This window comes from Pseudomonas sp. 28 E 9 (assembly GCF_900004785.1).
Classification (GTDB): Bacteria; Pseudomonadota; Gammaproteobacteria; order Pseudomonadales; family Pseudomonadaceae; genus Aquipseudomonas; species Aquipseudomonas orientalis_A.
The window spans coordinates 195906-220507 of sequence record NZ_CVTK01000040.1 but is presented as its reverse complement, the minus strand read 5'-3'; the positions used below and the strand labels follow the sequence as shown (position 1 = coordinate 220507).

21 protein-coding genes and 2 pseudogenes are annotated in these 24602 nt (G+C 53.7%); 13 read left to right on the top strand and 10 right to left on the bottom strand.

Annotation, left to right across the window (positions count from 1 at the left end):
• Positions 1–4: 4 nt before the first annotated feature.
• The 3 genes from BFQ00_RS08555 to BFQ00_RS08545 all read left to right on the top strand — a co-directional run bounded on the left by BFQ00_RS08555 (position 5) and on the right by BFQ00_RS08545 (position 3057).
• Positions 5–445 carry a Rid family hydrolase gene (locus BFQ00_RS08555; RefSeq protein WP_003232737.1) on the top strand — a complete coding sequence of 147 codons (441 nt, stop codon included), beginning with the start codon at positions 5–7 and terminating at the stop codon, positions 443–445.
• A 71-nt stretch (positions 446–516) separates the two neighbouring features.
• Entirely contained in the window at positions 517–1821 is a 1305-nt protein-coding gene (locus BFQ00_RS08550; RefSeq protein WP_065933195.1) for an NAD(P)/FAD-dependent oxidoreductase, read from the top strand.
• Positions 1822–2058: 237 nt separating this feature from the next.
• The gene (locus BFQ00_RS08545) at positions 2059–3057 is read left to right on the top strand and encodes a LysR family transcriptional regulator (RefSeq protein ID WP_242527063.1); all 999 of its coding nucleotides are present in this window, start codon (positions 2059–2061) and stop codon (positions 3055–3057) included.
• Here the strand turns inward: BFQ00_RS08545 and BFQ00_RS08540 are convergent.
• Entirely contained in the window at positions 3041–3673 is a 633-nt protein-coding gene (locus BFQ00_RS08540; RefSeq protein WP_065933193.1) for a TetR/AcrR family transcriptional regulator, read from the bottom strand. The genes BFQ00_RS08545 and BFQ00_RS08540 overlap by 17 nt on opposite strands.
• Positions 3674–4055: 382 nt before the next feature.
• Between BFQ00_RS08540 and BFQ00_RS08535 the strand changes: the two genes are divergently transcribed.
• The 5 genes from BFQ00_RS08535 (at position 4056) to BFQ00_RS08515 (ending at position 9431) form a co-directional block, all read left to right on the top strand.
• Positions 4056–5576, top strand: coding sequence for an aldehyde dehydrogenase family protein (locus BFQ00_RS08535; RefSeq protein WP_065933192.1), 1521 nt, complete (start codon positions 4056–4058; stop codon positions 5574–5576).
• Positions 5577–5642: 66 nt separating this feature from the next.
• Positions 5643–6596, top strand: coding sequence for a PDR/VanB family oxidoreductase (locus BFQ00_RS08530; RefSeq protein ID WP_065884352.1), 954 nt, complete (start codon positions 5643–5645; stop codon positions 6594–6596).
• A gap of 259 nt (positions 6597–6855) precedes the next feature.
• A complete protein-coding gene (locus tag BFQ00_RS08525; protein ID WP_065884353.1) occupies positions 6856–7932 on the top strand; it encodes a catalase family peroxidase in 1077 nt (358 codons plus the stop codon).
• Complete coding sequence (locus BFQ00_RS08520) at positions 7932–8489, top strand: cytochrome b (RefSeq protein ID WP_065933191.1); 558 nt, start codon at positions 7932–7934, stop codon at positions 8487–8489. Before BFQ00_RS08525 ends, BFQ00_RS08520 begins: the two co-directional genes overlap by 1 nt.
• Positions 8490–9431, top strand: coding sequence for a LysR family transcriptional regulator (locus BFQ00_RS08515; RefSeq protein ID WP_065933190.1), 942 nt, complete (start codon positions 8490–8492; stop codon positions 9429–9431). It begins immediately after the preceding gene.
• Positions 9432–9487: 56 nt separating this feature from the next.
• Here BFQ00_RS08515 and BFQ00_RS08510 read toward each other — a convergent pair whose 3' ends face one another.
• A complete protein-coding gene (locus tag BFQ00_RS08510) occupies positions 9488–10015 on the bottom strand; it encodes a flavin reductase (protein ID WP_065884356.1) in 528 nt (175 codons plus the stop codon).
• 259 nt (positions 10016–10274) lie between these two features.
• On the opposite strand from BFQ00_RS08510, the gene BFQ00_RS08505 reads away from it, so the two are divergent.
• From BFQ00_RS08505 to BFQ00_RS08490, 5 genes and pseudogenes are all read left to right on the top strand, one after another.
• Positions 10275–11465 carry an acyl-CoA dehydrogenase family protein gene (locus BFQ00_RS08505; RefSeq protein ID WP_065933189.1) on the top strand — a complete coding sequence of 397 codons (1191 nt, stop codon included), beginning with the start codon at positions 10275–10277 and terminating at the stop codon, positions 11463–11465.
• A 324-nt stretch (positions 11466–11789) separates the two neighbouring features.
• Positions 11790–13415: a methyl-accepting chemotaxis protein gene (locus BFQ00_RS08500; protein ID WP_065933188.1), complete on the top strand. Its 1626-nt coding sequence runs from the start codon at positions 11790–11792 to the stop codon at positions 13413–13415.
• 218 nt (positions 13416–13633) lie between these two features.
• A pseudogene (locus tag BFQ00_RS29975) lies at positions 13634–13738 on the top strand (transcriptional regulator FeaR); the annotation flags it as partial.
• Positions 13739–13956: 218 nt separating this feature from the next.
• On the top strand, positions 13957–15177 hold the full coding sequence (locus BFQ00_RS08495) for a multidrug effflux MFS transporter (protein WP_065884359.1): 1221 nt from the start codon (positions 13957–13959) through the stop codon (positions 15175–15177).
• Positions 15178–15194: 17 nt separating this feature from the next.
• A complete protein-coding gene (locus BFQ00_RS08490; protein ID WP_065884360.1) occupies positions 15195–15800 on the top strand; it encodes a TetR/AcrR family transcriptional regulator in 606 nt (201 codons plus the stop codon).
• Between the two features lie 12 nt (positions 15801–15812).
• Here the strand turns inward: BFQ00_RS08490 and BFQ00_RS29970 are convergent.
• From BFQ00_RS29970 to BFQ00_RS08455, 8 genes and pseudogenes are all read right to left on the bottom strand, one after another.
• Positions 15813–16059 (bottom strand): annotated as a pseudogene (locus BFQ00_RS29970) (NAD-dependent deacylase); the annotation flags it as partial.
• 200 nt (positions 16060–16259) lie between these two features.
• Positions 16260–16724, bottom strand: coding sequence for a toxin-activating lysine-acyltransferase (locus BFQ00_RS08485; protein ID WP_065892716.1), 465 nt, complete (start codon positions 16722–16724; stop codon positions 16260–16262).
• Positions 16717–18435 carry a hypothetical protein gene (locus BFQ00_RS08480; protein ID WP_065884362.1) on the bottom strand — a complete coding sequence of 573 codons (1719 nt, stop codon included), beginning with the start codon at positions 18433–18435 and terminating at the stop codon, positions 16717–16719. Before BFQ00_RS08480 ends, BFQ00_RS08485 begins: the two co-directional genes overlap by 8 nt.
• On the bottom strand, positions 18432–19580 hold the full coding sequence (locus BFQ00_RS08475; protein ID WP_065884363.1) for an SbmA/BacA-like family transporter: 1149 nt from the start codon (positions 19578–19580) through the stop codon (positions 18432–18434). Before BFQ00_RS08475 ends, BFQ00_RS08480 begins: the two co-directional genes overlap by 4 nt.
• Before the next feature lie 57 nt (positions 19581–19637).
• Complete coding sequence (locus BFQ00_RS08470; RefSeq protein ID WP_065933187.1) at positions 19638–21554, bottom strand: S9 family peptidase; 1917 nt, start codon at positions 21552–21554, stop codon at positions 19638–19640.
• The gene (locus BFQ00_RS08465; RefSeq protein WP_165386107.1) at positions 21547–22746 is read right to left on the bottom strand and encodes an ABC transporter permease; all 1200 of its coding nucleotides are present in this window, start codon (positions 22744–22746) and stop codon (positions 21547–21549) included. Before BFQ00_RS08465 ends, BFQ00_RS08470 begins: the two co-directional genes overlap by 8 nt.
• Positions 22743–23888 carry an ABC transporter permease gene (locus tag BFQ00_RS29600; RefSeq protein WP_065884366.1) on the bottom strand — a complete coding sequence of 382 codons (1146 nt, stop codon included), beginning with the start codon at positions 23886–23888 and terminating at the stop codon, positions 22743–22745. The genes BFQ00_RS08465 and BFQ00_RS29600 overlap by 4 nt, the downstream gene beginning before the upstream one ends.
• A complete protein-coding gene (locus tag BFQ00_RS08455) occupies positions 23885–24595 on the bottom strand; it encodes an ABC transporter ATP-binding protein (RefSeq protein WP_065884367.1) in 711 nt (236 codons plus the stop codon). The genes BFQ00_RS29600 and BFQ00_RS08455 overlap by 4 nt, the downstream gene beginning before the upstream one ends.
• Positions 24596–24602 lie beyond the last annotated feature (7 nt).

Here is a 24602-nt window from a genome sequence, read left to right as displayed (position 1 = left end):
CCACATGAAAGAAGTTATCGACGTTATTAAAGTTAAAACCGGATCCAAGTTTGAGGAGCTGGGTAGCTATTCGCGCCTCATCGCCGTCGGCGATCTGATTTTCGTATCCAATACCGCCGGCCGCAATCCCGCCACAAAGGAAATGCCCGAAGACCCGGCTGAGCAGACCCTTCAAGTCTTGGCCAATATAGAACATGCCCTTTCGGCCGTTGACGCTTCGCTTGGCGATATCGTTGCCGCGCGCGTGTTCATACCGTTTGCGAAGGACATAGATATCGTAATGGCCACCTACGCAGAAAAAATGCGCGGTATTAATCCAACGCTGACGCTGACCAGCCCTCCCCTGGGATCTGAGATATACAAAGTTGAAATTGAAGTCACCGCCTATCGCGGGGTCTCAAAGGCCAATGTCAAAGAAATCACGATTACTCATAACAACACGTGACACTTAGCAGCCCCAGGGCGTAGCGATTCAGTGCACTTTCGATAACGTATACAGTATCAAGGATAAGAAACTTGGCCCCCTCTATCTCTCCCGTTCAGACTTCTGTCGTTCTTCCTGCCGCCACGACAGTGGTGGTGATCGGAGGGGGCATTATCGGACTCACTGCGGCATTGTCGCTGGCAGAACGTGGCATACCCGTCACACTACTTGAAAAGGGCCGAATTGCTGGCGAACAATCCTCGCGAAATCTGGGGTGGATCAGGAAAATGGGGCGGGCCAAACTGGACCTCCCTCTTTCAATCGCCGCAGAAAAACTATGGGGCACCATGGCGCAACGGCTCAATGCCGATGTTGGCTACAGACAGACCGGTATTTTGTATACCGCCAGCTCCGCCGCGGAAATGGCTTCACATCAAGAATGGTTGAACTCAGTCGCTGATGCCTCGCTCGACTCACGCCTGGTCACGGCGAGAGAAATCACTGATCTTTCTCCAGGGTGCACCGTCGATTGGGCAGGCGGAATTTATACAGCCTCTGATGGCCGAGCAGAGCCTACTCTTGCCAGCAGTGCCATCGCACGGGCGGCTATTGCAAAAGGCGTTATCATCGTGGAGAACTGCGCGGTGCGAGCGCTATCCATGTCGGCAGGCAGAGTAAGCGGTGTTGTAACCGAGCGGGGGGAAGTGCGGTGCGATAACGTAATCCTTTCCGGCGGCATGTGGTCGAGACGCTTTCTGGCTGCCTGCGGTGTTCCCCTCTTGACGTTACCGGTAGTCGCCTCAGTCCTTCGGACCGCTCCTCTGACGATAGAGGGCATGACTGAAGTCGCAGTAGGCACTCCAGATATCTCTTTTCGCAAACACCAGGACGGCGGATACATCATTACGAACCGGGGAGCTTTCATGGTGCCGATCGTACCTGACAGCTTGCTGATCGGGCATCACTACTTTTCCACACTGCGTTCCCAATGGAAAAACATGAATCTTTCCCTGGGACGAGAGTTCATGACAGAACTGGCCCTGTCGCGACGCAGTTCTGACCAAGGTCCCTCTGCTTTCGAGCAGAGACGGACAATAGACCCAAACGTCAATCACGGACTGAATCGGGCTGCATTACGCAATCTCACTGAAGCTTGGCCCGCTTTTAAAAAAGCCACCATAGAGCTCGAATGGGCTGGCATGATCGATGTAACGCCGGATGGCCTCCCAGTGATATCCCCCGTGGATAAAATCCCGGGCTTGACGCTTGCTTGCGGATTCTCAGGGCATGGTTTTGGCACCTCTCCAGCAGCCGGACAACTGGTCGCTGATCTCGTCACTGGCGACACACCCATAGTTAATCCCGCACCGTATCACCTCAAGCGCCAGCACAGCTGATCAAGCCAGGAAATCAGGGGTACCTCAGCAATCAAGCGTCCCATAGAACGTTAAACGTGCAATCTGGAACCGCAAATTTCGGTGCAGACAGAAACGCCTTCTTAGATCAAAAAGCTATAAAAATATTGTAGGTCACTGACCAAAAAAACTAGCCCGCAGTATTGCTTACCGGCATTCACTAGCATAGATTCGTCAGCATAATAAAAAACTTGATGATGCGAACCGTGCGAGGCACCCATGATGAATTCCCAAACTGAGCTTCAAGATCAACGCTTCAAGTATCTGTATTTGAGCTCCAGACTGGGAACCATGCGCGCGGCGGCCGAAGAGCTGGAGCTCGCCGTCTCCTCCATCAGTCGCCAGATTGCAAAACTGGAGTCCGATCTAGGTATTCAGCTCATACAAGAAGGTACTCACAGGATCTGCCTGACCGCCGCTGGTCAGGCTGCAGTTGATTATTATGTTGAGCGTATGGGTCATCACAATCAACTTTTGAAAAAACTCGGCCAACTCAAAGAAGGATATTTAAATAGAACCAGCATTGCGGTGGGCGAAGGACTACTTAGTACTCAGGCCATAGGTGAGCTTTATCAATTTTTCAAAGCTAACCGACAATCGCACACTGAGCTGTTGATTGCGCCCTCTCACGAAGTTGAGCGAATGGTCGCTGAAGACGAAGCAGACATAGGATTGGTGTTTTCCCCTACCAAGACCGCCAACATCAATAGGCTCCATTCTTTCGACCAACCCATGAGAGCTATTGTCCACCCCGACCATCCGCTGGCGGGCAGATCGATACTCAGTCTTCAAGACCTGGCTGACGAAGATATTGTTCTCCCCCCGCTTGAGTACCGGATCAGAGGGATTATTGATCAGTTGCAAAGTGAAAGCAGCGCTCACTTCCAGCCTTACATTACTTCAAACTCACTGAAGATAATGTTGGACCTCACGCGCAATGGCATAGCCTCGACAATACTCAGTGACTTTCCCGTCATTGATGAGTTATGCAACGGCACATTAAAAGCTATTCCTATCGATTATCACGCCTTGAATGTAACACAAGTACAAATTATTTCGCGCCAATCCAGGAAGCTGTCCCCTCTTTCGCGTGATTTGGTGCATTACTTGGCAATGGCGATAAACGCACAGATTCGGCGCATTCGTGATTGCACCAGCAGAAATCCCAATAAGATTTTCTTGGTTCGGAAAAATGCCATAGCTACGGCAGTTGACTAGTCTCTTTTTTCTGAGCGATATTTTCCATGATTCTCCATATGATGGATTTAGCGTCTTGAACTATTCGCTCATAATTCTGCGCATCCGGCCAATCCACCATGTAAAGCACCATAATGCCATCGATGTGTAACAGCACCTGGGTTGCGACCCGTTTGATGGTCTCACGCGATGCGTCAGGGTAAACCCTGGTAAGGATTGTCGAAAATTTTCGCCTATTGACTCTGTACAGTTTACGCTGAAAAAGGCGCGCCTCTACATCCCGGAGTGCCATCCCCCAGAGCTCGACGAAGATAGCTGTGACATCCAGTCGCATGAGATCGCTAAACAAATAATCCAACACAGCAGACATCTGTTGTTCGGGACTATTATAGGACTCTATCATTATGAGTTTATAATTTTTCAGATAGTCATTTACGGTATACCTGACCATCTCCAAAAATAGTTGATCTTTGGTCGGAAAAAAATATTGAAGATGACTCAGCGACATATCGACTTTTTTAGCCACGCTTCTCATACTGAATCCAGCATTTCCCGAGTCGAGAAATACCATCCTTGCCTCGACCAAAATAGCCGTACGTTTCTCTTCAGTCTTTTGATTGTTTTTAGCAACCCTCATTAAGAATTTCCTTTTTACCTAAAAATTCCAGAAATTATACAACACTCTTAATTCGCCTTAAAGCCCATACTTGCTTGTATCCATACAGGCCAGATATACCGGTCCGGTTAGATGCACCACTTTTTTACCCGATATCGTCATCGTCTCAGCTTAGTGCAGTCGCGGTCCACGACCTAGGGCACGATCAGCAAAAACCAATCCGCCCTACACGCAAGTGAGACATTGGACGCACCACCTGGATGATTCGCCTTTGTTGCAGCAAGGGCAACAATAGGTACCTCTGCTGTCATTGTCCAACTCTTGACGGTGCGGGATATTAATTTCCTTTATATTCCGCTAGTACGATAGCGGCCCCTGAAACAATAACAATGGGCATTCGATCATGACATTGGCAAATAACTACGAACACCTCACCGCTGGGGCTAAATCCAGGATCGGCAAACGTACCCAAATCTTCATTAATGGTGAGTTCAGGGACCCGCATTCAGAAAAATACTTTTCTATCGCCGATCCTAGTAACGGTCTTGAATTAGGTCAAATCGCACAGGCAGACCAATTTGACGTCGACCTGGCAGTGGCCGCTGCACGCAAGGCATTTGAAGACAGCGCCTGGTCCAGAATGAGACCCTATCAACGTGAAGCTTTGATGCTGCGGCTCGCTGATTTGATTGCGGAAAATGCTCAGGAGCTTTCTGAACTCGAGACGCTCAGCAGTGGCCGCCTTATTCGAAACACTCGCGCATTCGATGCGGACCTGTCGGTCTATACGCTGCGTTATATGGCCGGGTGGTCCACCAAAATCTCTGGAAAAACCCTGGACTTGTCCGTTCCTTACCTGCCGGATCAAAAATTCTTTGGTTTCACAAAACGATCGCCACTGGGTGTCGTCGCAGCAATTACCCCGTGGAACGTGCCGCTTTGCCAAGCGGTCTGGAAATTGGCGCCTGTTCTTGCAACGGGGTGCACTATTGTTCTCAAGCCCGCTGAACAAACCCCGTTCACTACTTTGCGCATGGCGGAGCTGTGTAATGAAGCTGGCATTCCACCTGGAGTTGTCAATGTCATTACCGGCCTGGGTCATGAAGTAGGTGCGGCGCTTGTTGCGCACCCTGGCGTGGACAAGATAAGTTTTACAGGCTCGACTGAGACAGGGAAACGAATCGCCGCAATAGCTGCGCCCCTGATGAAAAAATACACGCTTGAACTCGGCGGTAAGTCACCGGTAGTCATCGCCGAAGATGCCGATTTGAACATCGCTATTCCCGGCGCTGCCTGGGCTATTTTCGGCAATCATGGTCAAAACTGCTGCGCAGGTTCTCGGCTGTACGTCCACGAACGCCACTACGCCGAAGTCACTGCGGGAGTCGCTGAAATCGCACGGACCATCAAAATTGGCCCGGGTCTGGATTTAAGTTCGCAGATGGGTCCACTCGTGCATCACGCCCACCGCGACAAGGTGATGAGCATGATCCACCAGGGCCTTGAGTCCGGTGCAGAATTACTGTGTGGGGGCGAAACGATCAACAGCCCTGGCGCTTATATTCAGCCTACCATTTTGACCGACCTTACAAACAACAGCATCACATCCCAAAAGGAGATTTTTGGGCCGGTGCTAACAGCCTTTTCCTTCAAGGACGACCGTGAGGTTATCCAGCGCGCCAATGCGACCTCATTTGGTTTGGGTGCCAGTATCTGGACCAAAAACGTTGATCGGATCACGAGCTTCTTCGGCGGCGTGAAGGCAGGCACTATCTGGATCAATAACCACAATGTGCTGGATCTCAGCCTCCCCTTCGGCGGCATGAAGGATTCAGGCGCAGGTCATGAATTGGGTGAAGAAGGCTTACTCGCCCACACGTCACTCAAGGCCGGTGTTATGCGTGTTTTTGATCAGGCTGAATGAAGATTGGCGAGCTTTTTTAAACCATCAATATGAATTGTCTTCCCGCGTGCGTACAGGTATTACCCGATGAATGAACTCCTAAACGTAGTCGTGCTTAAACGAGTGCTGCAAGGTGATGATGTGGTCGTCATCGAGCTGGCGCGGGCAGACCGCGGCAATTTACCGACCTTTGAGGCCGGTGCCCATATTGATGTGCACCTACCCTCAAATGTGATCCGCCAATATTCGTTGTGCGGCGATCCCGCTGACGCAGGCATTTATCGCCTTGGGGTATTGAGAGATCCTCAATCCAGGGGTGGGTCCATTGCAGTCCATCAGGAATTGCTTGAAGGCGTAAGGGTAAACATAAGCCTGCCTCGTAACCATTTCCCGCTGGACTTGAATGCCGAACGTTCAATCCTGCTCGGAGGGGGTATTGGCATCACACCGATGCTGGCCATGGCCTATGCACTTGAAGCCAGGGGCAAGGCGTTTGAAATGCATTATTGCGCACGCTCACGTAGCCGAAGTGCGTTTCTTGAAGAGTTGGAGCTCTCCGGATTTTCCCAAGCCGTCCAGCTGCACTTCGACGATGAACCTGAAAGCAAACTGGACCTCAAACGCGTATTAGGAGGCAGCCAGGACACGGCTCACATCTATACATGTGGACCGGGAGGTTTTATGAAGTGGGTTATCAATAATGCTCTCGAACTCGGCTACCCTGATGCACACATTCACCGCGAATACTTTCAGGCCGACATTGATACCAATGGGTCTGGTTTTGAGGTTGTGGCGGCGCGCAGCGGTAAAACCGTCAATGTCATGACCGGGCAGACCATTTATCAAGCACTGGCTGAAGTAGGTATTGATATCGAAATATCCTGCGAGCAGGGTGTTTGTGGCACATGCCTCTGTGATGTTTTAGAGGGTGAACCAGACCATCGCGATGTGTATCTCACTGCTGATGAAAAAGCGGCGAACGATACGATATTGGTTTGCTGTTCACGATCAAAATCTCCACGATTGGTGCTGGACATATAACGTCAAAAGCGGCGCATCGCCGGCGTGATTTGCCTTGGGCGTGCTCAGCAATGTAATGACACGCAGGCTATGGCGCAGGGCTCGTCATGCGTTACCGCTCAAGCAAACCCATTGAGCCCACGGGATTTTTCCCTGCCGTATCGGCGGTTCAAATCCCTCTGTCTTACACATGACTACTGCTTTGCGCCGGCTAGTGTTGGCGCTATCCATTCGGCAGTTTCAATCCAGCGCTGCCTGACAACGTGCAGCTGAGAATTTTATGCTTAAGAATAACCTTCAGGGTTTATGGAAATATCGAGTGCCGTTGTTGGGCATATTCAGTATCGCGACTGCTCTTGTGCTGGTTTTTGCCTGGGCAGGAGGATTTTTAGGCACCGGCGTTACCACAAAAGAGTTTCTGGGTGACTCCCTGGATAATTTTCCACCAGGCTATCGACGGGCCCACGGTAAGGGTATGTGTTTCAGTGGGACTTTTCATGCGAGCGGCGCGGCCGTCCCTCTGTCGACCTCACGTATTTTTCTACCGGCCAACATCCCCGCCATCGGGCGTTTTTCAATCGGCACCGTGGACCCGCATGCGGCGGACAATTCGACGGCGACCGTCAGCATGGCACTCATGCTGGTAGGCGACGATAAGTCACAGTGGCGAATGAAGCTCAACAACGAACCCTACTTCGCGACTCGGGATGCCGAAGGTTTCCTGGCGCAGGTCGAAGCCTTTGAACCGGTGGCTGCCACTGGACAACCAGCCCCGGACAAGGTGGCCGCGTTTTTTCAAAAATATCCAGAGGCTCGCAAGTCTGTAGAGCGAGAGGCGAACGCGACTTGGCCGGCCAGTTTTGCAGGAACCGAATATAATTCCATCAACGCCTTCGTACTTATTGCAGCGGATGGAAAACGTCAACCTGTGCGCTGGTCCATGCGCCCCCATGCGGCGGTAGAGATGTTGAGCAAAGAGGCTCATGCGCAAGCCAGTCATGACTTCCTGTTTGATGAAATAACTCAGCGTGTGGGTATAGCACCCTTGTACTGGGATCTGGTATTCCAACTGGCCGAGGCAGGAGATCCGGTGAACGACCCTTCTCAACCATGGCCGAGCAACCGCAAGGAGGTAATCGCTGGGACGTTAGAGGTCAACCAGGTGGTAGAGCAAACTCATGGGGCATGTCGTGACATTAACTTTGACCCGACGCTTGTACCTTCAGGAATAGCACTTTCAGACGATCCGGTGCTTGCAGCCCGTGCGGGTATTTACTCCCAGTCCTATAACGCCCGATTACGAGAAATCGGTTTTGGTAAAGCCACTGACGCGGTTGGCAAACAGGAAATCAAATAATGCATACCCAGCAGAAGCACACCGGTGTGCAAAGTTTCAACTTCGCGGCACGGCTTCTCCATTGGTTCATGGCTGTCCTTATCCTGGCTATGCTATTTATAGGTGTAGGCATGATGTCTTCTCTGAGCCTGCGTCCCTGGCTCATTGATCTTCATAGGCCTCTGGGAATCGCCATTCTTCTTTTGGCTATCCTGCGTCTAGGCAATCGGCTTTTAAGCGCCACCCCGCCATTGCCTGTCAGCGTACCGTACTGGCAGGCAATGGCGGCGCATGTTTCGCATCTATTGCTCTACTTGCTGATGCTCTGCCTGCCACTGCTCGGTTGGGCGACGCTCTCTGCCGGAAACTGGCCTGTCACCATGTTCGCGGGCTGGAACCTTCCACCCATTGCTCCTGTCAGCTCCGCGCTTTACGCTTGGTTTCGAGCCGCACATGGGTTATTCGCCTGGGTTCTGTTTATGCTCGTGTTAGGACATCTTTGCGCAGCGCTGATACATGCCTGGATATACCGCGACGGCGTCTTTTCCAGCATCACGCGTAAGGCTCGTGGTAAATAAATGACGCACATCAACATGGCCACGATCGATCTGAATCTTCTCAGGACTTTTGTGGCTATTTGGGAACACCGCAGCCTGACAATCGCGGCCGAACGCCTACACCTCAGCCAGCCCGCCGTCAGTCACGCACTGCGTCGACTACGCGATGTGTTTGACGATCCGCTGTTCGTACGAACAGCAACGTCGATGGAGCCGACTGACGCAGCTATTCGCCTGCACGGACCCATTGAACATGCGCTGACTATTATTCAAAGCGCATTAATGATGTTTTCGAACTTCGAACCGAAAACAGCGGATCGTACTTTTCGCATCTCCATGTCGGATATGTCGCAACTTTATGTGCTACCGACGGTGATGGAAGTGCTAGCGCGCGAGGCGCCGAAAGTACGCCTGGATGTACGTCAAATGCCTATAGAGCAACTGGCTATGGCATTGCGCAAAGGTGATGTAGATATCGCGATAGGCTATCTGGTAGAACTTGGTGAAGAGTGCATTCACGAAAACCTGCTAGACGACGAATTCATTTGTCTGTTGCGCGACGGCCATCCTTTTCAGGAAGATGAATTGAGCGTTCAGGACATACTCGCCCTGCGCTATGTTGACGTTTCGAGCAATATTACCGGCCATGGCCTAACCGCCGATGCAGCATTTGGAAAGGCCGGCATTGCGCGCGAAATCGCTCTGAAAGTGCCTAACTTTACGATTGCCCCGAAAATCGTCGCCAACACTGATCTGGCATTGATTCTGCCGCGTGCCATTGCCATGCAGCTAAACCACAACCAGCGCTATCGGCTGCTGAGTCTGCCCATCGAATTGCCAGCCATCTCGGTGGGACTTTATTGCCATAGCCGTTTCCTATCGGATGCCGGGATAACCTGGCTGCGCGGGTTAATCATTAGTCTGTTTGCTTCCGGCAGCCATACTGGAGTTCATATCAAATGATGCGTGCGAGCATTCTTTATAAACCCTGTCACCCACGAATGGGGAACTGCAATTATTCAGGATGCCGACGTCTGTACGTTGACGGCTGCAGCCCGCCCCAGACGGTGAAAGTTTCTCCCAAAGTAAATCAGACTCTCCCCCTCTTCACGGACCTGAATTTGGTTAATTTCGACAAATAATACCGAGTGCGATCCGACTTCCTTGATATCTACTATGTTTCCTTCGAGGCTTGCTAGGGCATCGTTCAACACCGGCAGGCCCGAGGAGCCTGTCCGCCAATCCTGGCCGGTAAAACGTTCAGCAGGCGGCAGGTCGGTCATACCAGCAAACTGTCGCGCAGCACCCTCCAGATCACCGGTCAGTATATTTACGCACAACGCCCTGTTGCCCAGCAACGCGTCATGAATTGAACTGTTACGGTTGATGCAAACCAATAATGTTGGGGGCGTATCAGTGACCGAACAGACCGCACTCGCAGTTAATCCGAAGCGACCATGGGGTCCATCGGTAGTAATGATATTCACCGCCGCAGACAACAATGACAGCGCTTGCCGAAAATGTTGTTTTGATTGATCGCTAACCATAACCTTCACCTTGTAATTATTGACTGGGTGAATCCATGTTGAGACGGATTGTTCATCCGGTCAAATTCGCTTTACTCATACGCACTATTGACAGCAGGAATAGCCATCGCCCTTAAATGCCCTCCCAATTAGAGGCGCATAGCACGACAGATAATTCCCACAGATTATTTAGCTTATTCATATTCCGAATTTGATTTTTTCTTATCAGCCCACGCATTCTGAACGTGTATGCAATCACCCTGGCCAGAGAACAATAAACATGAACAGCAAAAACAATTTCGATGATCGTGACACACGTAAAGGCGCCCCAATCAGCATCAAGGCGATTTCCCTGGATGATGTGATTGCGGAGATTGCCGAGCGTCGCAGCGAGTTTAACCAACGCTCCCACGTCCCTTTAGACATGATCGAAAAAATGAAAGCAGTGGGTATCTTCCGCGCCAGTACTCCCAAATGTTTCGGTGGCGACGCGCTGCCTCCAGCCGAGTTCCTGCGCATCGTAGAGCGGGTTTCCGAAGCTGACGGGTCGGTCGGTTGGGTGACCGCGTTCGGCTCAGCCAACATCTACCTGGCGGCACTCCCCCCGACAACCCAAGCGTTGATTTATGCCAACGGGCCAGACCAGGTCTATGCTGGCGGCCTTTACCCTCTACAACCCGCCAAAGAGACTGAAAATGGCTGGGAAGTCAGCGGGCACTGGCGGTTTGCTAGTGGGTGCAAAGGTGCCAACTGGATTGGTGTAGGCATCGGTGGCACATCGGCCAACGGTCGAGGACCGACGGCAGGCAAACCGCTGACCGCTGTGTTCCCGGCAAGCGAAGTACAGATCGTCGACAACTGGAATGTTGTCGGGATGCAAGGGACGGGGAGCCATGACCTCAAATTGCACCAAAAGAACATCCAACGCGAGTGGACTTTCGTGCGTGGCAGTGCCTCCACAATTGACGAGCCCCTCTATTATTACCCGTCCGTTTCCTACCAGGCGCAAGTTCACGCCGCCGTTAACCTTGGGTTGGCACGCGCAGCACTGGATTTAGTGATCGCAATGTCGGGCAGCACCAAGACTGTCACCGGTGCCCCGCGCTTGGGTGATCGAGCTTATTACCGCAGCGAACTGGGTAAGGCAGAAGCGATGCTGCGAAGCGCCCAGGCGTTTTTCTACGAATCCGCCGAAGCTGTATGGGCTTCGCTCATCGCCGGTAATGCGGTGACCCTGCAGCAGACTAACTTATTACGCCTCAGCGCCACCCATGCCGCTCATACCGGAGCGGACGTAGTCATGAAGGCTTATCGACTGGCAGGGACTGCAGCCATCTTCAATGACAATCGTCTGCAATGGATCGTACGCGACTCCATGGTAGTGACACAGCATGCTTTCCTCGGCGAAGCGACTTACGACGGCGCTGGCGCGGTGTTCGCCGGCATCGAACCGACCATCCCCTATCCTTGAGCACCATTGTGCACAGCATCTTCTGCCACGCTGCTGCAGCCTCTAGAGCTGATTCTGCAAGAGAAATATGCAACCTTGTTAGCGCGTCTCTACCAACTGAACGAACGTCGCGTCCAGGTCGTTTGGGTTGAAGATTGTCGCCATCGGGCTGCATCGGGCCACCATCAGTCGATGTCTGCAAGCTGGTGAGTGGGCAATATCAGTTTTAATATGCGGCACACAGCTGTTTTCGCTCAAGTGTGTCATCAATCGACCGATAAAAACTTATGCGCTGGGCCATCCGCCGCTGCTTGCGGGGAGCACATTCCACGCTCTGGGAAAACCATGACAATAAGAACAATGAACATTGCTCCGCGCGCATTTCTGGGGTTCTCCCTGATAGGCGCGCTCATGCTGATTCTCGGCCTCTTCGCCCTGTCTCAGATGAGCAAGATCCGAGCAGCTGGCGACGATATCGCGATAAATGGCGTCCCTAGCTTTCAGACCCTGAATGCTCTCACGGTGACGGGCGTCCGCATGCGGGTTTTATCGCATCGGCTGTTGACTGATCGCGAACCGAATATTCAGAACAGGACCATCGAATTACTTGAGGAACAAAACCAACAACTTAACAAGTCGCAGGCAGCATACGCCAAACTGATTTCATCCCCTGTAGAGCAATCCGACTACAACGACTATATGCGGCTGATGGGTGAATATCGCAAAATTGAAACGCGCCTTGTTACCCTCAGTCGGGCTGGCGATCTGCAGGAGCTAACGCGCGTGCTGAACGCCGAGTCTGCGGCTAACGCTGAGCAGATCAACGTAGCGTTGAATAAGCTTACTGACTTCAATAACGGCCAGCTGGCTATCATCAATCAATCTGCTGCTGACCAGTACAGCTCTGCGTTCAACTGGGTTGTCGGCCTCCTCATTATTGCCTCGCTACTGACTATGCTGTTTGCCTGGCTGCTGACCAGGAGCATCACCCAACCGATAGCGTTGGCACTTGAAGCGGCTGAAACCATCGCCGAAGGCAATCTGACCCGACCGATAAAGGTTGATGGCACTGACGAAGCGGGCCGGTTGCTGCTCGCCATGCAAAAAATGCAGGAGAAACTGCGCGATACCTTGATGCGTATTTCCGGATCCGCAACACAACTGGCTTCCGCTGCCGAGGAGCTGAACGCAGTTACCGATGAAAGCGCCCGTGGCTTTGCGCAGCAGGACAACGAAATAGAACAAGCTGCGACTGCAGTCAACGAAATGACCAGCGCCGTCGAAGAAGTGGCGCGTAACGCAGTGAGCACTTCCGAGGCGTCAAAAAACGCGACGGCGTCAGCAGGCGATGGCCGGGATCTGGTTCACGAAACCGTCAACGCTATCGAACGCATGAGCGGGGATGTGCAAAGCACCGCCGATCTGATTGGTAATCTTGCGGAAGAGTCCCGCGACATCGGCAAGGTTCTGGACGTGATTCGTGGCTTGGCGGATCAGACCAACCTGCTGGCGCTGAACGCAGCTATCGAAGCGGCCAGGGCCGGTGAAGCCGGTCGCGGCTTCGCGGTTGTCGCCGATGAAGTACGCGCTTTGGCCCATCGCACCCAACAGTCCACCAGCGAAATTGAACGCATGGTTGGCAGCATTCAAGGCGGTACCCAAAAAGCAGTCAGTTCAATGCGTAACAGCACTGACCGTGCTGAATCTACCCTGAACATCGCGAAAGGCGCAGGCCTGGCGCTGGAAACCATCAACACCGCAGTGATCGAGATCAACGAGCGTAACCTGGTCATCGCCGCCGCTGCGGAAGAACAGGCTGCAGTCGCCCGTGAAGTGGACCGCAACTTGGTCAACATCCGGGACCTGTCGACGCAATCTTCCAACGGCGCCGCCCAGACCAGCGCCGCCAGCGGCGAGTTGACCCGCCTGGCGGTAGACCTGAACAGCATGGTGTCAAGGTTTCGCTTGTAAGAGGTATTGGAGGCCATCTGTTGGAGCGAGGCTTGCCCGCGAGAGCGATGACGCGGTTTGCCTGATATACCAAGGCGCCTGGTTCGCAGGCAAGTCTGGCTCTCACGGAGTTCAATTTGAACCCTGATCCCGTCCACACAGTTACGGCCATTGGCGCTAAGTGTTCCGTTGGCGTGCGGGCCAACATGGCCACCCTCTCAGCTCCCATCGCTGGTGCGCAAGGTGACAGCGTCTGTCGATACATCCAGCGCACCAGGCTCGAACGCAGCGCGATCGATTGGGCCAACCCGTTTCTGCGAACTGAGTCGCTTACCTCGATCGCTTAAAAATAATGTTTCACAGATCCCGCTCATTTTCAGCCGCTTCTTGAAAAAAACACTTTGAACTGAAGCCTAAAACACTGACGTGCGCATGCCTTGCGCGGAGCGCTGGCGATGATGCCTGGCCGCTAAGAAAATTACGGCTTGACCTTGCCTCCGGGTTCTCGTTAACTTCTCGCCATGTTCCTACCTTCCGGTAGGAAGCAAATCACGAGTTTGTTATGGAAAAGAGTCATTTCGGCAATCCTTCACTGAAGTTTGCCATTGCCTTGGGCGCCATCGCTGCACTGGGGCCCTCAGCCGTCGATATGTATTTGCCAAGCCTGCCCGAAATGGCGGTTGATTATTCGACCAGTGTTGCCAGCATTCAGCTGACGCTCACGGTCTTTTTGTTGGCAATGGGGCTTGGGCAATTGCTGTTCGGGCCGGTAGTTGACGCCTTGGGCCGTCGGCGTCCACTGATAGCAGGCTTGTTGCTGTTCAGTTTGAGTGCGCTGGCTGCAGGAGCGGCACCAACCCTTGAGTGGCTACTCGTGGCACGATTTGCCCAAGGGATAGGCAGTGCTTTGACGTTGGTAGTCATCATGAGCATGGTGCGTGACGTCACTCAGGGCGTTCAGGCAGCAAAACTTTTTGGCCTGCTGCTGACCATTCAAGGTGTTGCTCCCATCATCGCCCCGGGGTTGGGTGGTTACATTGAGGCGCATTTCGGATGGCGGGCCGTCATGCTGGTACTGGCTGTTCTCGGTGCGCTGGTGGCGGTGAATTCGATGGCTGTTTTGCCTGAAACACTACCAATGCAAAAGCGCGAGCCATTGAATATGCGACTGGCGATACGCACGTATGCGCGCATCGCAAAAGACGGTCGTTTTCTAAGGCCCGCCTTAGCGCTGTCAGCAGTGTTCTTCTTTCTCTTTGCCTATGTGGGCGGCGCTACATTTGTTTATCAGAAGGAATACGGACTGCCTGCTGCCCAGTTCGGTACGCTGTTTGGCGCAACCGGCATCGCGATTCTCATAGGGGCAGTCGTGGCGACCAGACTGGTGGGCAAGTACGGTTTGGCCCGCATGGCAACGGCCGGAGCTTTTTGCATCTTTGCAGGTTCTGTCATGGCCTACGGCGCAGCAGTATCTGGTTCCAGTTTGTACTGGCTGGCTGCCGGTGTCGCGGTAGCACTGCTTGGATTGGGGATTGCAGAAACCTCACTGATGACGCTGGTGATGTCTTCGCAAACCACTGCCCTGGGTTCAACGGCTGCATTGCTCGGCGCGTTTCAGCTTGGCATCTCGGCCTTCGCCACACCGTTGACCGGTTGGGCGAGCAGCTATGGCGCCACTGCCTGGTGCGCATTCCTGATAGTCTGCGCCGTTATGGTGGGTGCGCTGACCTGGGTCAGTGTGCGCGAAGGCAGGGCCGAGCACATCACCGCGTTAAATCATTGAATTAAAAGGTCATCCCGATGAAAGTGCTGAGCCCTTCGGCAAGCAGAATCTGTGATATCGCTCTGGTGCATTTCGCTGAGCGGGGATACGACGCCTCATCGCTCAATGAAATCGCTGTCGTGGCGGGTATGCGCAAGCCGTCGTTATACGCGCACTTCAAGAGCAAGGATGATCTGTTCAACGCCGTGCTGAATCTGGCGCTGGCGACGGAGAGGCACTATATCGAAGAGATGTTTGCAAGCGTTCCAGCGAATGATGACGAGCCCGGCAAGCTGTACACGGACAATCTTTCAAACCGCTACGAGTCTTCCGCTGCTCTGCGCTTCCTGCTGCGCACGGCATTCTTTCCGCCTTCGGAATTAAAGGCATCGGTTACAAGTGGCTTTGAAGCCTATCTGGACCGCCTTCGTGAACGCTTTGGCGCAAGCCTTGAGAACAGGTATCCAGCATTGTCGGCGAACGAGATTTCAATGTTCCAGGATGCTTATATCGCGGTTATCGACAGCCTTCATGTCGAGTTGATTTACTGTAGTGAAGGCACCTACTGTCGGCGTCTTACCGCTTTGTGGCGCATTCTTGGTGATTCGCTGTCTCTGGCTGTGGGGAAGCTGGCGCATGAGTGACTCATCCATGCAAACTAACTCGAACTCACAAGAGATCGCCGTTTGCTCGTTTATCAGATTCGCAGGACGCTTGCATGCGAAGCAGATCGGTGTGGCCAAGCTTCCATGCAGGTGTAATACATCATGTTTTGTCCAATGCCCGGTGAGCTTATCCCCCGAAAGTGGGAATGCCACTCTCTGCTGAAATACCTGTCCCCGTGAAAAATACAATCTTTCGAGCCGCACGAAGAGCTTGTGTAGCCCTACTCATTTCGCCCATCTGATTAGCTTCTGTTCACCTAATCACGACTCATCGAGCATTCACGCTGATTCCCGATTTCGTTGCCGACAAATATAGGAATGGCAGATAGGACTCGGGAACCGTAGTGCATCGCCATCACTGCCCTCCTGGCCCTTACGAGTATTTACCCGCCGACTAGTAAACGGTAGTCCAGCGCGCTTTCGTAGACACGTCCGGGCTTAATGAAGCACGTTTTCAATAATGGCCTTCACTACGTTGTTTTCGTCTCGTCGCGTCCAGAAAATCTTATCAATCCCTTCAGCCTTCAATAATCGGTGGATTTCCGGTTCGGCATGCCCTGCCCTGCCCTCCAGAAAACAACAGTCAATAATCCACGTGCGGCGCCCCTCATCCCACTCAGCGTCGTGCAGCGAAAAATCAGGGGCTTTCAACAACCGTTGTTCGGTATCGGGAGCTAAATTGGCCCAGGTGATATAGCCAATCGGCCGATCAAAATCGTCAAAGAAAAACAGTATTTGCTGATGATTGATGGCCGGCACAATCCAGGCCCGGACATCCATCAACTTAAGCTCGCGTTTCATCTGGCTTTCCATCGCAACCCAGCAGGCAAACCCTATCAGTGCGGCCTTATCGACGTAGCTTTGCTTTCGACAAAGGGTAAAAACCTTAACTTTTTTACGCATTTAATAACGCCTCCACGTCGGCATAAAAAGCCACAGCGTCGTTGATCACATCCGCTGGCAGGTCCAGTTCATGCAGCCCATGGGCGTGCATCTGCATCCCGCTCTCGTTCTCGATGTAAAAGCGTCCATCCAGCGCATTAAATCGGATGATGGTTTTCCCACTGGCCCAAAACACAGTGGTGAAGTCGCGCTCATCGCAAAAGGCGAGCGTTGCTGCACTGACGGCCTGATTAAATAATCGTGGATAGGCATCAGGGTCTGCACGGTTAACCGCGGCTATTTTTTGCCGCAACGGCGCCAGCTCCAAAACAAAAGCACGCCGGTTCAAGCGCGTGATATTCATCGCCATATACGCAACAAAATGGTTATGCCTGACCTCGAATGATTGCGCCTTGGAAAACAGCAGCTCAAAAAGACGGTCGTAGCTCTCTACCATTTTTCTGACCAACGCAACATCGGAACACGCCCAACTGAAATCCTGAACGACATCCGTGCTCTTGTTCTTCAATAACTGAATATATAACCGAGCGGCCCAATACTCGTAACCCTGCCAGCCTGCGGTGGTGTGCAGAGAAATCACTTCAAAGGTATCGAACGCCAATACCGCGCTCAAACACGTCGAGAATTCCAAAAACAATCGATCAGCCACGACATCCTCAAGCAGCGACAAAGGGAAACCAGCGCTCACCGCCGTGTAGAGTGACAGCGTTACTTCATACTCGTTTGAAAAGCTCGCCAGCGCTGTGTCGACCATGGTTTGTGCGGCTTCAGGGCTGACAACCTTGTACTTCCCAAGGTAATAGCCCATCTCTTGAATACTGCCGAGGGCCGGCAGATATTCCGTCGTGAATTGACCGACCGTGAAGCCCTCCCACCACATACGCTCCGAAAACGCGGTAGCCCCTGCCAGGTCCATCCATGCGCCCTCCAGCGTTACATTGGAGGCGCTGATACTTTGATGAAAAATTCGCTTTGCCCGAGCCACTGCAAATTGCCGGGCGTAGCGCTTCGCCAGCTCGTCCAGCCCTGTGCCCAGTCGCTCCGTAAGACTTTCAGACGGCTGAGTCAGACTCGATTGCGGTAAAAACGCGACTAACTTGTTCACCGCGGCCTTGACGCGTTTGGCGTCCTCGCTCAGTTCGTCGAATTTTTTTTCCTTGTAATAAATGGCTCTGATGAAGTGAGCCGGCCGCACGGCAGGCATCCTGACCAATAAGCCGCGTGGATGGCGTTCATCGGGCTCTTCAAACTCCACACGCAGATCGATGATTGCCACGGATCTAACGGCGCCATAGGGAAGCGCAAGATGAATGATTTCTGCCCAAATCGACTCATACACCGCCGTATTCAGTGAAAGAAAGCCATTGGCATGCGAGTTGCCATAACCGTCCGGTGGCCTGATCCCGACCAAAGGATTAGGCCCGATACCTTTTGAATGAAAGCGCCCATCGAAACCACACCGCCCGCCGCCGCCGTTATTCAACAAGCCATCACCGCCGTAGCGCTCGGCAAAAAAAACTTTCTTGTCGAGGGCGTAATCAGCGGCGTGAGGTGGCTCGCTGACGATATAGCTGTATTCAGAAAGCAACTCGGCATCGCTCAGGCCGCAGTCGATTTCACCATTACGATAAATGACTTCACCGCCATCGGCCCTGATCGTTTCGAAGGGCACAAACACCTCCGGCAGGTCCTTCAATTGCTTGGCTATCATGAATGGGCACCCTCCCGGATGGGCTCATTGATGGGAAGGACGCTTGAGCCGCCCATAAAACCTGGATAACACCCCGCCACTGAGGCCGATGTAAGGGCGCCATCAAATGAAATCAGTCGATCGGTGGTGGCTTTCCAGTCGGCAAGCCGGTGATAGGCGTTAATCACCCAACTCAGGTTTTCGCAAAGGTTGCCGAAAGCCGAGTTGATCTGCATGACATCGCCGAACATGATGCTGCCGGAAAAAAAACGCGGCACAGCCAACAAACTGCTGAACAGTAGAGACAGCTGGCTGTAACTTTCGGTGAAAAGCGACAAACGCATTTTTACGCCAATGGTCAGGCGCATATTGGCCAGGCTGACTTCAAGCTTTTCGCTTAGATGATTTTTCTCGGCGTGTCGACGGGTGCCGGCCTCGGGAATAGACGACGCATTGCGAAAGCGGATTAGAAAATAACGAAGGTCCGCCTCGGAACGCTGTTGGTTGCTACTGAGCGACACCAGTTTGAAGCCGATTTTCTGGCTGATGTAGGTACCCACCAGTGCATACAAAATAGCAGCCCAGAACATGTAGGCCGGGATAGTAATGCCCGCGAACGTTGCATCGCCCGAAATGCCGATCAGCACCACACTGAACGATATGACACTCGCCAGCGTGTAAATCAGGCCACAGGCAAGGTCGATGGTTTCAAAGGTGAATTTATTGATGTCTTCGGCGATTCGCTGATCAGGGTTATCGACACAATGCTCTACGTGGTCAGGCCGACTCGAGGTGACGACCCATTCGCTAAGATAGTGGTTGGTCAACCAGCGGCGCCATTTAAGTGCAAAGACGTCGACCAGATACGTAATCACAACGGATCGTGCGACGGAAAACGAGATGATGGCCAGCGACACCAACACCAGGCGGTAGAATTTTGCCGCGTCATGGTCCTGAACAGCATTGTAAAAGTGCTTGTACCATTCGTTGATCGCCAACGCCGTCACAACGGCGAGCAGCGAGAGCACAACCAATGAAACTGAAGCGCACCAGGCAAAGACTTTCTCTTCGCTGTTCCAGTACAAAGACAGCACAGAGAGCGTGTTGCGCAGGAAATGCCTTTGATTAAAGGCCATCACATCCTTGTTAAAGATATTTTGATCCATCGGGGAATCTCGGTTAGTACTTCATCGTTATATTTTTATGGGTCTTGCAGCCGATCCCTATCGGCAATCGTCCTCCGCTTGCATGAGGTACTGAGCACTGCTATTGCTGCGTTCTTCGTCACTGATCGGCTCTGCGCGCCCACCGAGATACCGCGCCAGGAACGTTTCGACGACGGCATTGAAGTAGAGCATGTTGCCCGGTCGTTGCAGGCCGTGGCCCTCGTCAGGAAAAAGCAGATAAGTCACGGGGATATCGTTGGCGCGCAAGGCCTCGCACAGTTGATCGCTTTCGTTTCGACGCACCCTCACATCATGGGCGCCATGCCCCACAAGCAGCGGTTTACTGAGTGTGTGCACATGATGAATCGGCGAGCGCTCTCGCAGCAGTGCAAGGCCTGCTGTGGTTTGCGGATCACCGATGGCTTGTATGAATGCGGACCGCAGACTCGCCCAGTAGACAGGGATCGAGTCGATGAAGGTTTCCAGATTGGTGGGTCCGCAGAGGTCGACGCCGCAGGCATAGCGATCAGGACTACGGGTCATGCCCGCTAAAACGGCATAGCCTCCATAACTGACGCCCATGATCGCCACGCGCATCGGGTCGGCAACGCCTTCGCATACCGCCCACTCAACTGCGTCGAGCAAGTCATCGTCCATCTTGCGCCCCCACTCGCCGTCACCGGCATTGATGAAGGTTTTGCCCAGCCCGGTGGAGCCACGGAAGTTCACACTCATCACGTTGTAGCCGCGATTGGCGAGCCATTGATGGTAGCTATTGAATCCGTACTCATCGCGAGCCCAAGGTCCACCGTGAACCAGCAGCACCATCGGGCCACGAGCGGTGGTTGCAGGTGGACGCGTGAGATACGCGATCAAGGCGCGACCGTCTCGTGCACGGAAGCTGACGCACTGCATGGGAACCAGTGTCGAGGTGTCGAAATACGCTTCGGCACTCATCACCGTCGTCAGCAATCGAGTATTGCGGTCATACAGTTGAATCGTCGGCGGCCGGCAATCGATGCAAGTGGAAATGATCCATAAGCGATCATCCCTACTGCGATTGATCAACTGCCAATCGGTGATGCCTGAGGCTGCCAGAAAGTCGATATCCACCTGTATATCGGCATTCAGTGCCGTGTAACGCCGACGCTCACGCGTAACGCCGTACAGGATGGGCTCCTGGGTCACCAGATCGAAGTGCAGGTCGCAAATGTCCGCTCCAGCGTCCTCTGCTATCACCTGCACGTGGCCCGACTCCAGGTCGACGCAGGTCAAGGCGGCGGTATCTCGCTGGCGGCTATCGAGCAGAAAAAGCCGCTTTCCGTCCTTGGCCAACATCAGTGCCCTGGATACGCGCACGTCCTCGATTGGAAAACTCAACCACGGCGACCACCCTTGCGCGCCCTGATAACGAAGAATCTCAAGCTCGCCGGTATCGGCTAAGCGGGTCGCAAAACGAGGCTGATACAAACCATCGAGCACAAAGGAAATGAACCCTGGGTTTTCCAGCGCATGCACATACTGACCGCTCTGCAGGTCCAGGTTGTACAGATCGAAATGCTCAAGCGAACGCTTGTTGCACATGATCAGAATCTGGCCCGGACATTCACGACTTATGGCGACAATCGTCGAACGTACGCCAGCGAAAGGCGTCAAGTCACGGTCGATCCCAGTCTCGGTATTGACGCAATGGATGTGGTAATTCTCGTCACCTTCTGCGTCGTGCAGATACACAAAATGCTCTGGCAGATAAGTCCAGGCATACAGACCGACTCCGCGAGTGCCCGCATTCGTGACTGGCCGGGCGTCGTGCAACCTGTCGATGGGAGCGACCCATATATTCACCACGCCATGCTGCGGCGCCAGCCAAGCCAGGCGCAGGCCATTGGGTTCAATCTGCGGATGGGCATTGGCGGGGTTGCCAAAAATGCACGCCCGCGGGATCAAAGGTACGCAAGATAAGCGACTATTCATGCCGGGCCCTACGTTGCAAACGTGGAATCACCAAGGCGGCGGCAGCCATACCGAGTAGGACGCAATAGGCGAGTGAAGCACTTATGACCTCTCGATTGATAGAGATCGAAAAGGCAAGTTCCCTGGACTGGCTGTAAGTGGTAAACGTCATGCCGGAGAACAACAACAGGCAGATGAATAGGCCCAGCACACCACCGGCGAAGCCAAGCAACCCAATCAGCGCGAGGTGGGCGATCAGGCGTTCACGGCCGAAGCCGATCAACGCCAGCACACGCAAATCGTCAGCATTGTCCATCAATAAAGACTCGATCAACGCCGCCACGCCCGTGGCCGCCACAATGCCGACGAGTACCGCGAATGCGAGGCCAAAGTACATGACTAGATCAATCAAGTCCTGCGCCTGCCCAGCATAGTGCTCACGGCTGTCGCGTATGGTCAGCGTGTCTTTTTCCAGGTCTGCAAGCGTTGCGTTGTATCTGGCCGCTGACGCCGGCGGCCCGCCGAATGCGATGACACTGTAGACCGGGGCCAGGCCGTAATCAGTGCGCAGATGAACCAAGTCGCTCCAGAACTCCGACTCGCGAACGGAGCCTCCCGAAGTGAATACACCGACGATTTTCCACGGCTGTCCTTTCAACAGAATGCTGTGCCCGACAGCAAAATCCGGGTAGTGGTTACGTAGACTGGCACCGACGATGACTTCATTTTTGTCGGGCTGAAACCTTCGACCTTCGATGATCCGCGCATAGTTCGCACCGCTGAGGGGATTGACCAGACTGAACGCCCCGTCAGTCACGCCGCGCACGATAAGCTCCTTATCGCGCCCGTCGGCCTTCTGGCGGGTAAGCATCGCCAACTCCGCGGAATAACCACGCACATGCGCAACGTCGGCGTCGTGTAATTGCTCCAGGTTAAGTGCCTGTGCTCGCGTGACCTGGCTCATCAATTCCGTATTGGCGTGCGCATTGATCATGAAATACCAGCCGGGTTCGCTACTGGCATCCAGCGTCGCACGCAACCCTTCACGTACGGCGAATGTCATGACCACGGCCGCCATGACCACCGTAAAGCTGAGCACTATTGCCGCCAGATACACCGGTTTGCGCAGCAACTGACGCAGGTAGATCACCACCAGCACCCAGGTTTTACTCAACGTCGAAGTCGCTGCGGCGGTTTGTCCAGCGCGAGTCATTGGGAAAAACCTCTGCGGATCAAGCGGCTGAGCGCCGGTGCGGTACAGACCACGGTCAACACACCGCCCACGGCCAAGAGCCGCAGATAGTCCGCCGGATGAAGGCTGATCTCCCCCGGCACCGCCACGGGCAACCATACGATAAGGCGTTGGATAGCAATCCCCAGCAGAATGCTGACTAACACGCCACACACGATGTAACTGGTTAATTGAAAAAACGCGGTGACGATTACCCAGCGCCGAGAAAATCCGAGCCGGTAAAAAATCTGATAATCGGCCAGGGATTTTTGCGTGATCACGTAGAGATTGGCCGCCAGCAAAATAGCCAATAACAGGCAGATGCAGTAACTGACGAAAGCGATGGCGCGCCCGAAGTCGAACAGGCGCGCGGTGAACTGGCGCATGTGCACCTGCAGGGAAGCCGTTTGTGTCGTGCCGCGCATACTATCGTTGCTGAAGTGGACGTCGACCCGTTGAGACAGCGCCCCATCATCGGCCTCCTGACTCGGCTCGATCAGGAAGTAACTGGTCAAGCCCTTGCCTTCAAGGCGGCTGGAATCAAAAAAGTTGTAATGCAGATACAGTCCTGGACGGTTCTCAGGCGTGTTATCAATGACAATTCCCACGATGCGCAAATCCAGCAGGCCGCCATTATCTATAGCCCAGACGCTGGATTGCAGTGGCAGGCGATCGCCCACGGCAAGTTTGTACAACTGTGCAAAACGCTGGTCCACCAGCACGCCATCGCGCGTGCGTTGCCATTCGGCGAGCTGGTTGGGCGCCACCTGTAAGCTGGGATTCAAGGTAAGAAAACTGGCACTGTCCACCGCCAGGGCAGGCACCACCCAACTGGGATGACGGAAATAAGCACCGACCCAAGTGACGTGCGTAACCGCGGCCACCCCTTCGAGGTCGGCAATACGTCCCAAATACACATCGGGCAGCGGCATCTGCGGGCTGAGCCCGTTGACGACCAGCAACCTTCGGTCCGTCTGAGCCTGCTGCGGCGTGGAAAAGACGTTATCAAGCGCCGCTCCCAACTGCAGTAACAACATGCCAAACGCGATAAAGGCCACGACTAGGACAAAGCGCGCGCGATGTCCACGCAAGCCTCGCCAGATATAGGTCAGTCTGGCGCTCATCGCAGATTCGGCCTGTCATCAACCAGCACGCCATTTTGCAGCCTCAAATGTCGGTCGGCTAATGCCGCGACATTCGGATCATGGGTCACGACGACGACCGCCTTGCGATAGTGGTGACTCAATTGCTCAATGATCGCCATCACTTCCAGGCCAGTCTCTTTATTCAAGTCTCCGGTCGGCTCATCGCATAACAGCACGTCCGGATTGCCTGCAATTGCACGGGCAATCGAGATGCGCTGCTGCTCACCGCCAGACAGCTCACCCGGAAGGTGACGCCGCCGATGGGTCATGCCCACCACCTCTAATGCAGCATCGGCGCGCAGTGCCCGTTCCTTGCGAGACAGTTTCCACAAGTGCAGCGGCAGCATGACGTTTTCCTCCGCTGTCAGAGCCGGAATCAAGCAGTAGAACTGAAAAACAAAACCGATATGGGCAGCGCGTATCTGGGTGCGCAGTGACTCGCTTTTACCGTCCATGCGATGACCGGCAAGCTCCACCACACCCTCATTAGACGGGATCACCCCGGCGATGACGTCCAGCAACGTGGACTTGCCCGAACCGGAAGGCCCCATGATGCTGACCATCTCGCCACGTTGCACCTCAAGGTCCAGGCCCTGCAGTACGCGGATACGTTCGCGACCTTTGATATGCGCACGCGCCACACCGTTGAGGCGCAGCACGATTTCATCGTCTGAGGGCGTCTGCAAAAAAGCA

Excerpts from the sequence above, each read along its gene's own strand:
- BFQ00_RS08555 (WP_003232737.1), top strand. The coding sequence starts at position 5 with ATGAAAGAAGTTATCGACGTTATTAAAGTTAAAACCGGATCCAAGTTT.
- BFQ00_RS08545 (WP_242527063.1), top strand. The coding sequence starts at position 2,059 with ATGATGAATTCCCAAACTGAGCTTCAAGATCAACGCTTCAAGTATCTG.
- BFQ00_RS08540 (WP_065933193.1), bottom strand. The coding sequence starts at position 3,673 with ATGAGGGTTGCTAAAAACAATCAAAAGACTGAAGAGAAACGTACGGCT.
- BFQ00_RS08535 (WP_065933192.1), top strand. The coding sequence starts at position 4,056 with ATGACATTGGCAAATAACTACGAACACCTCACCGCTGGGGCTAAATCC.
- BFQ00_RS08530 (WP_065884352.1), top strand. The coding sequence starts at position 5,643 with ATGAATGAACTCCTAAACGTAGTCGTGCTTAAACGAGTGCTGCAAGGT.
- BFQ00_RS08525 (WP_065884353.1), top strand. The coding sequence starts at position 6,856 with ATGCTTAAGAATAACCTTCAGGGTTTATGGAAATATCGAGTGCCGTTG.
- BFQ00_RS08520 (WP_065933191.1), top strand. The coding sequence starts at position 7,932 with ATGCATACCCAGCAGAAGCACACCGGTGTGCAAAGTTTCAACTTCGCG.
- BFQ00_RS08515 (WP_065933190.1), top strand. The coding sequence starts at position 8,490 with ATGACGCACATCAACATGGCCACGATCGATCTGAATCTTCTCAGGACT.
- BFQ00_RS08510 (WP_065884356.1), bottom strand. The coding sequence starts at position 10,015 with ATGGTTAGCGATCAATCAAAACAACATTTTCGGCAAGCGCTGTCATTG.
- BFQ00_RS08505 (WP_065933189.1), top strand. The coding sequence starts at position 10,275 with ATGAACAGCAAAAACAATTTCGATGATCGTGACACACGTAAAGGCGCC.
- BFQ00_RS08500 (WP_065933188.1), top strand. The coding sequence starts at position 11,790 with ATGACAATAAGAACAATGAACATTGCTCCGCGCGCATTTCTGGGGTTC.
- BFQ00_RS08495 (WP_065884359.1), top strand. The coding sequence starts at position 13,957 with ATGGAAAAGAGTCATTTCGGCAATCCTTCACTGAAGTTTGCCATTGCC.
- BFQ00_RS08490 (WP_065884360.1), top strand. The coding sequence starts at position 15,195 with ATGAAAGTGCTGAGCCCTTCGGCAAGCAGAATCTGTGATATCGCTCTG.
- BFQ00_RS08485 (WP_065892716.1), bottom strand. The coding sequence starts at position 16,724 with ATGCGTAAAAAAGTTAAGGTTTTTACCCTTTGTCGAAAGCAAAGCTAC.
- BFQ00_RS08480 (WP_065884362.1), bottom strand. The coding sequence starts at position 18,435 with ATGATAGCCAAGCAATTGAAGGACCTGCCGGAGGTGTTTGTGCCCTTC.
- BFQ00_RS08475 (WP_065884363.1), bottom strand. The coding sequence starts at position 19,580 with ATGGATCAAAATATCTTTAACAAGGATGTGATGGCCTTTAATCAAAGG.
- BFQ00_RS08470 (WP_065933187.1), bottom strand. The coding sequence starts at position 21,554 with ATGAATAGTCGCTTATCTTGCGTACCTTTGATCCCGCGGGCGTGCATT.
- BFQ00_RS08465 (WP_165386107.1), bottom strand. The coding sequence starts at position 22,746 with ATGACTCGCGCTGGACAAACCGCCGCAGCGACTTCGACGTTGAGTAAA.
- BFQ00_RS29600 (WP_065884366.1), bottom strand. The coding sequence starts at position 23,888 with ATGAGCGCCAGACTGACCTATATCTGGCGAGGCTTGCGTGGACATCGC.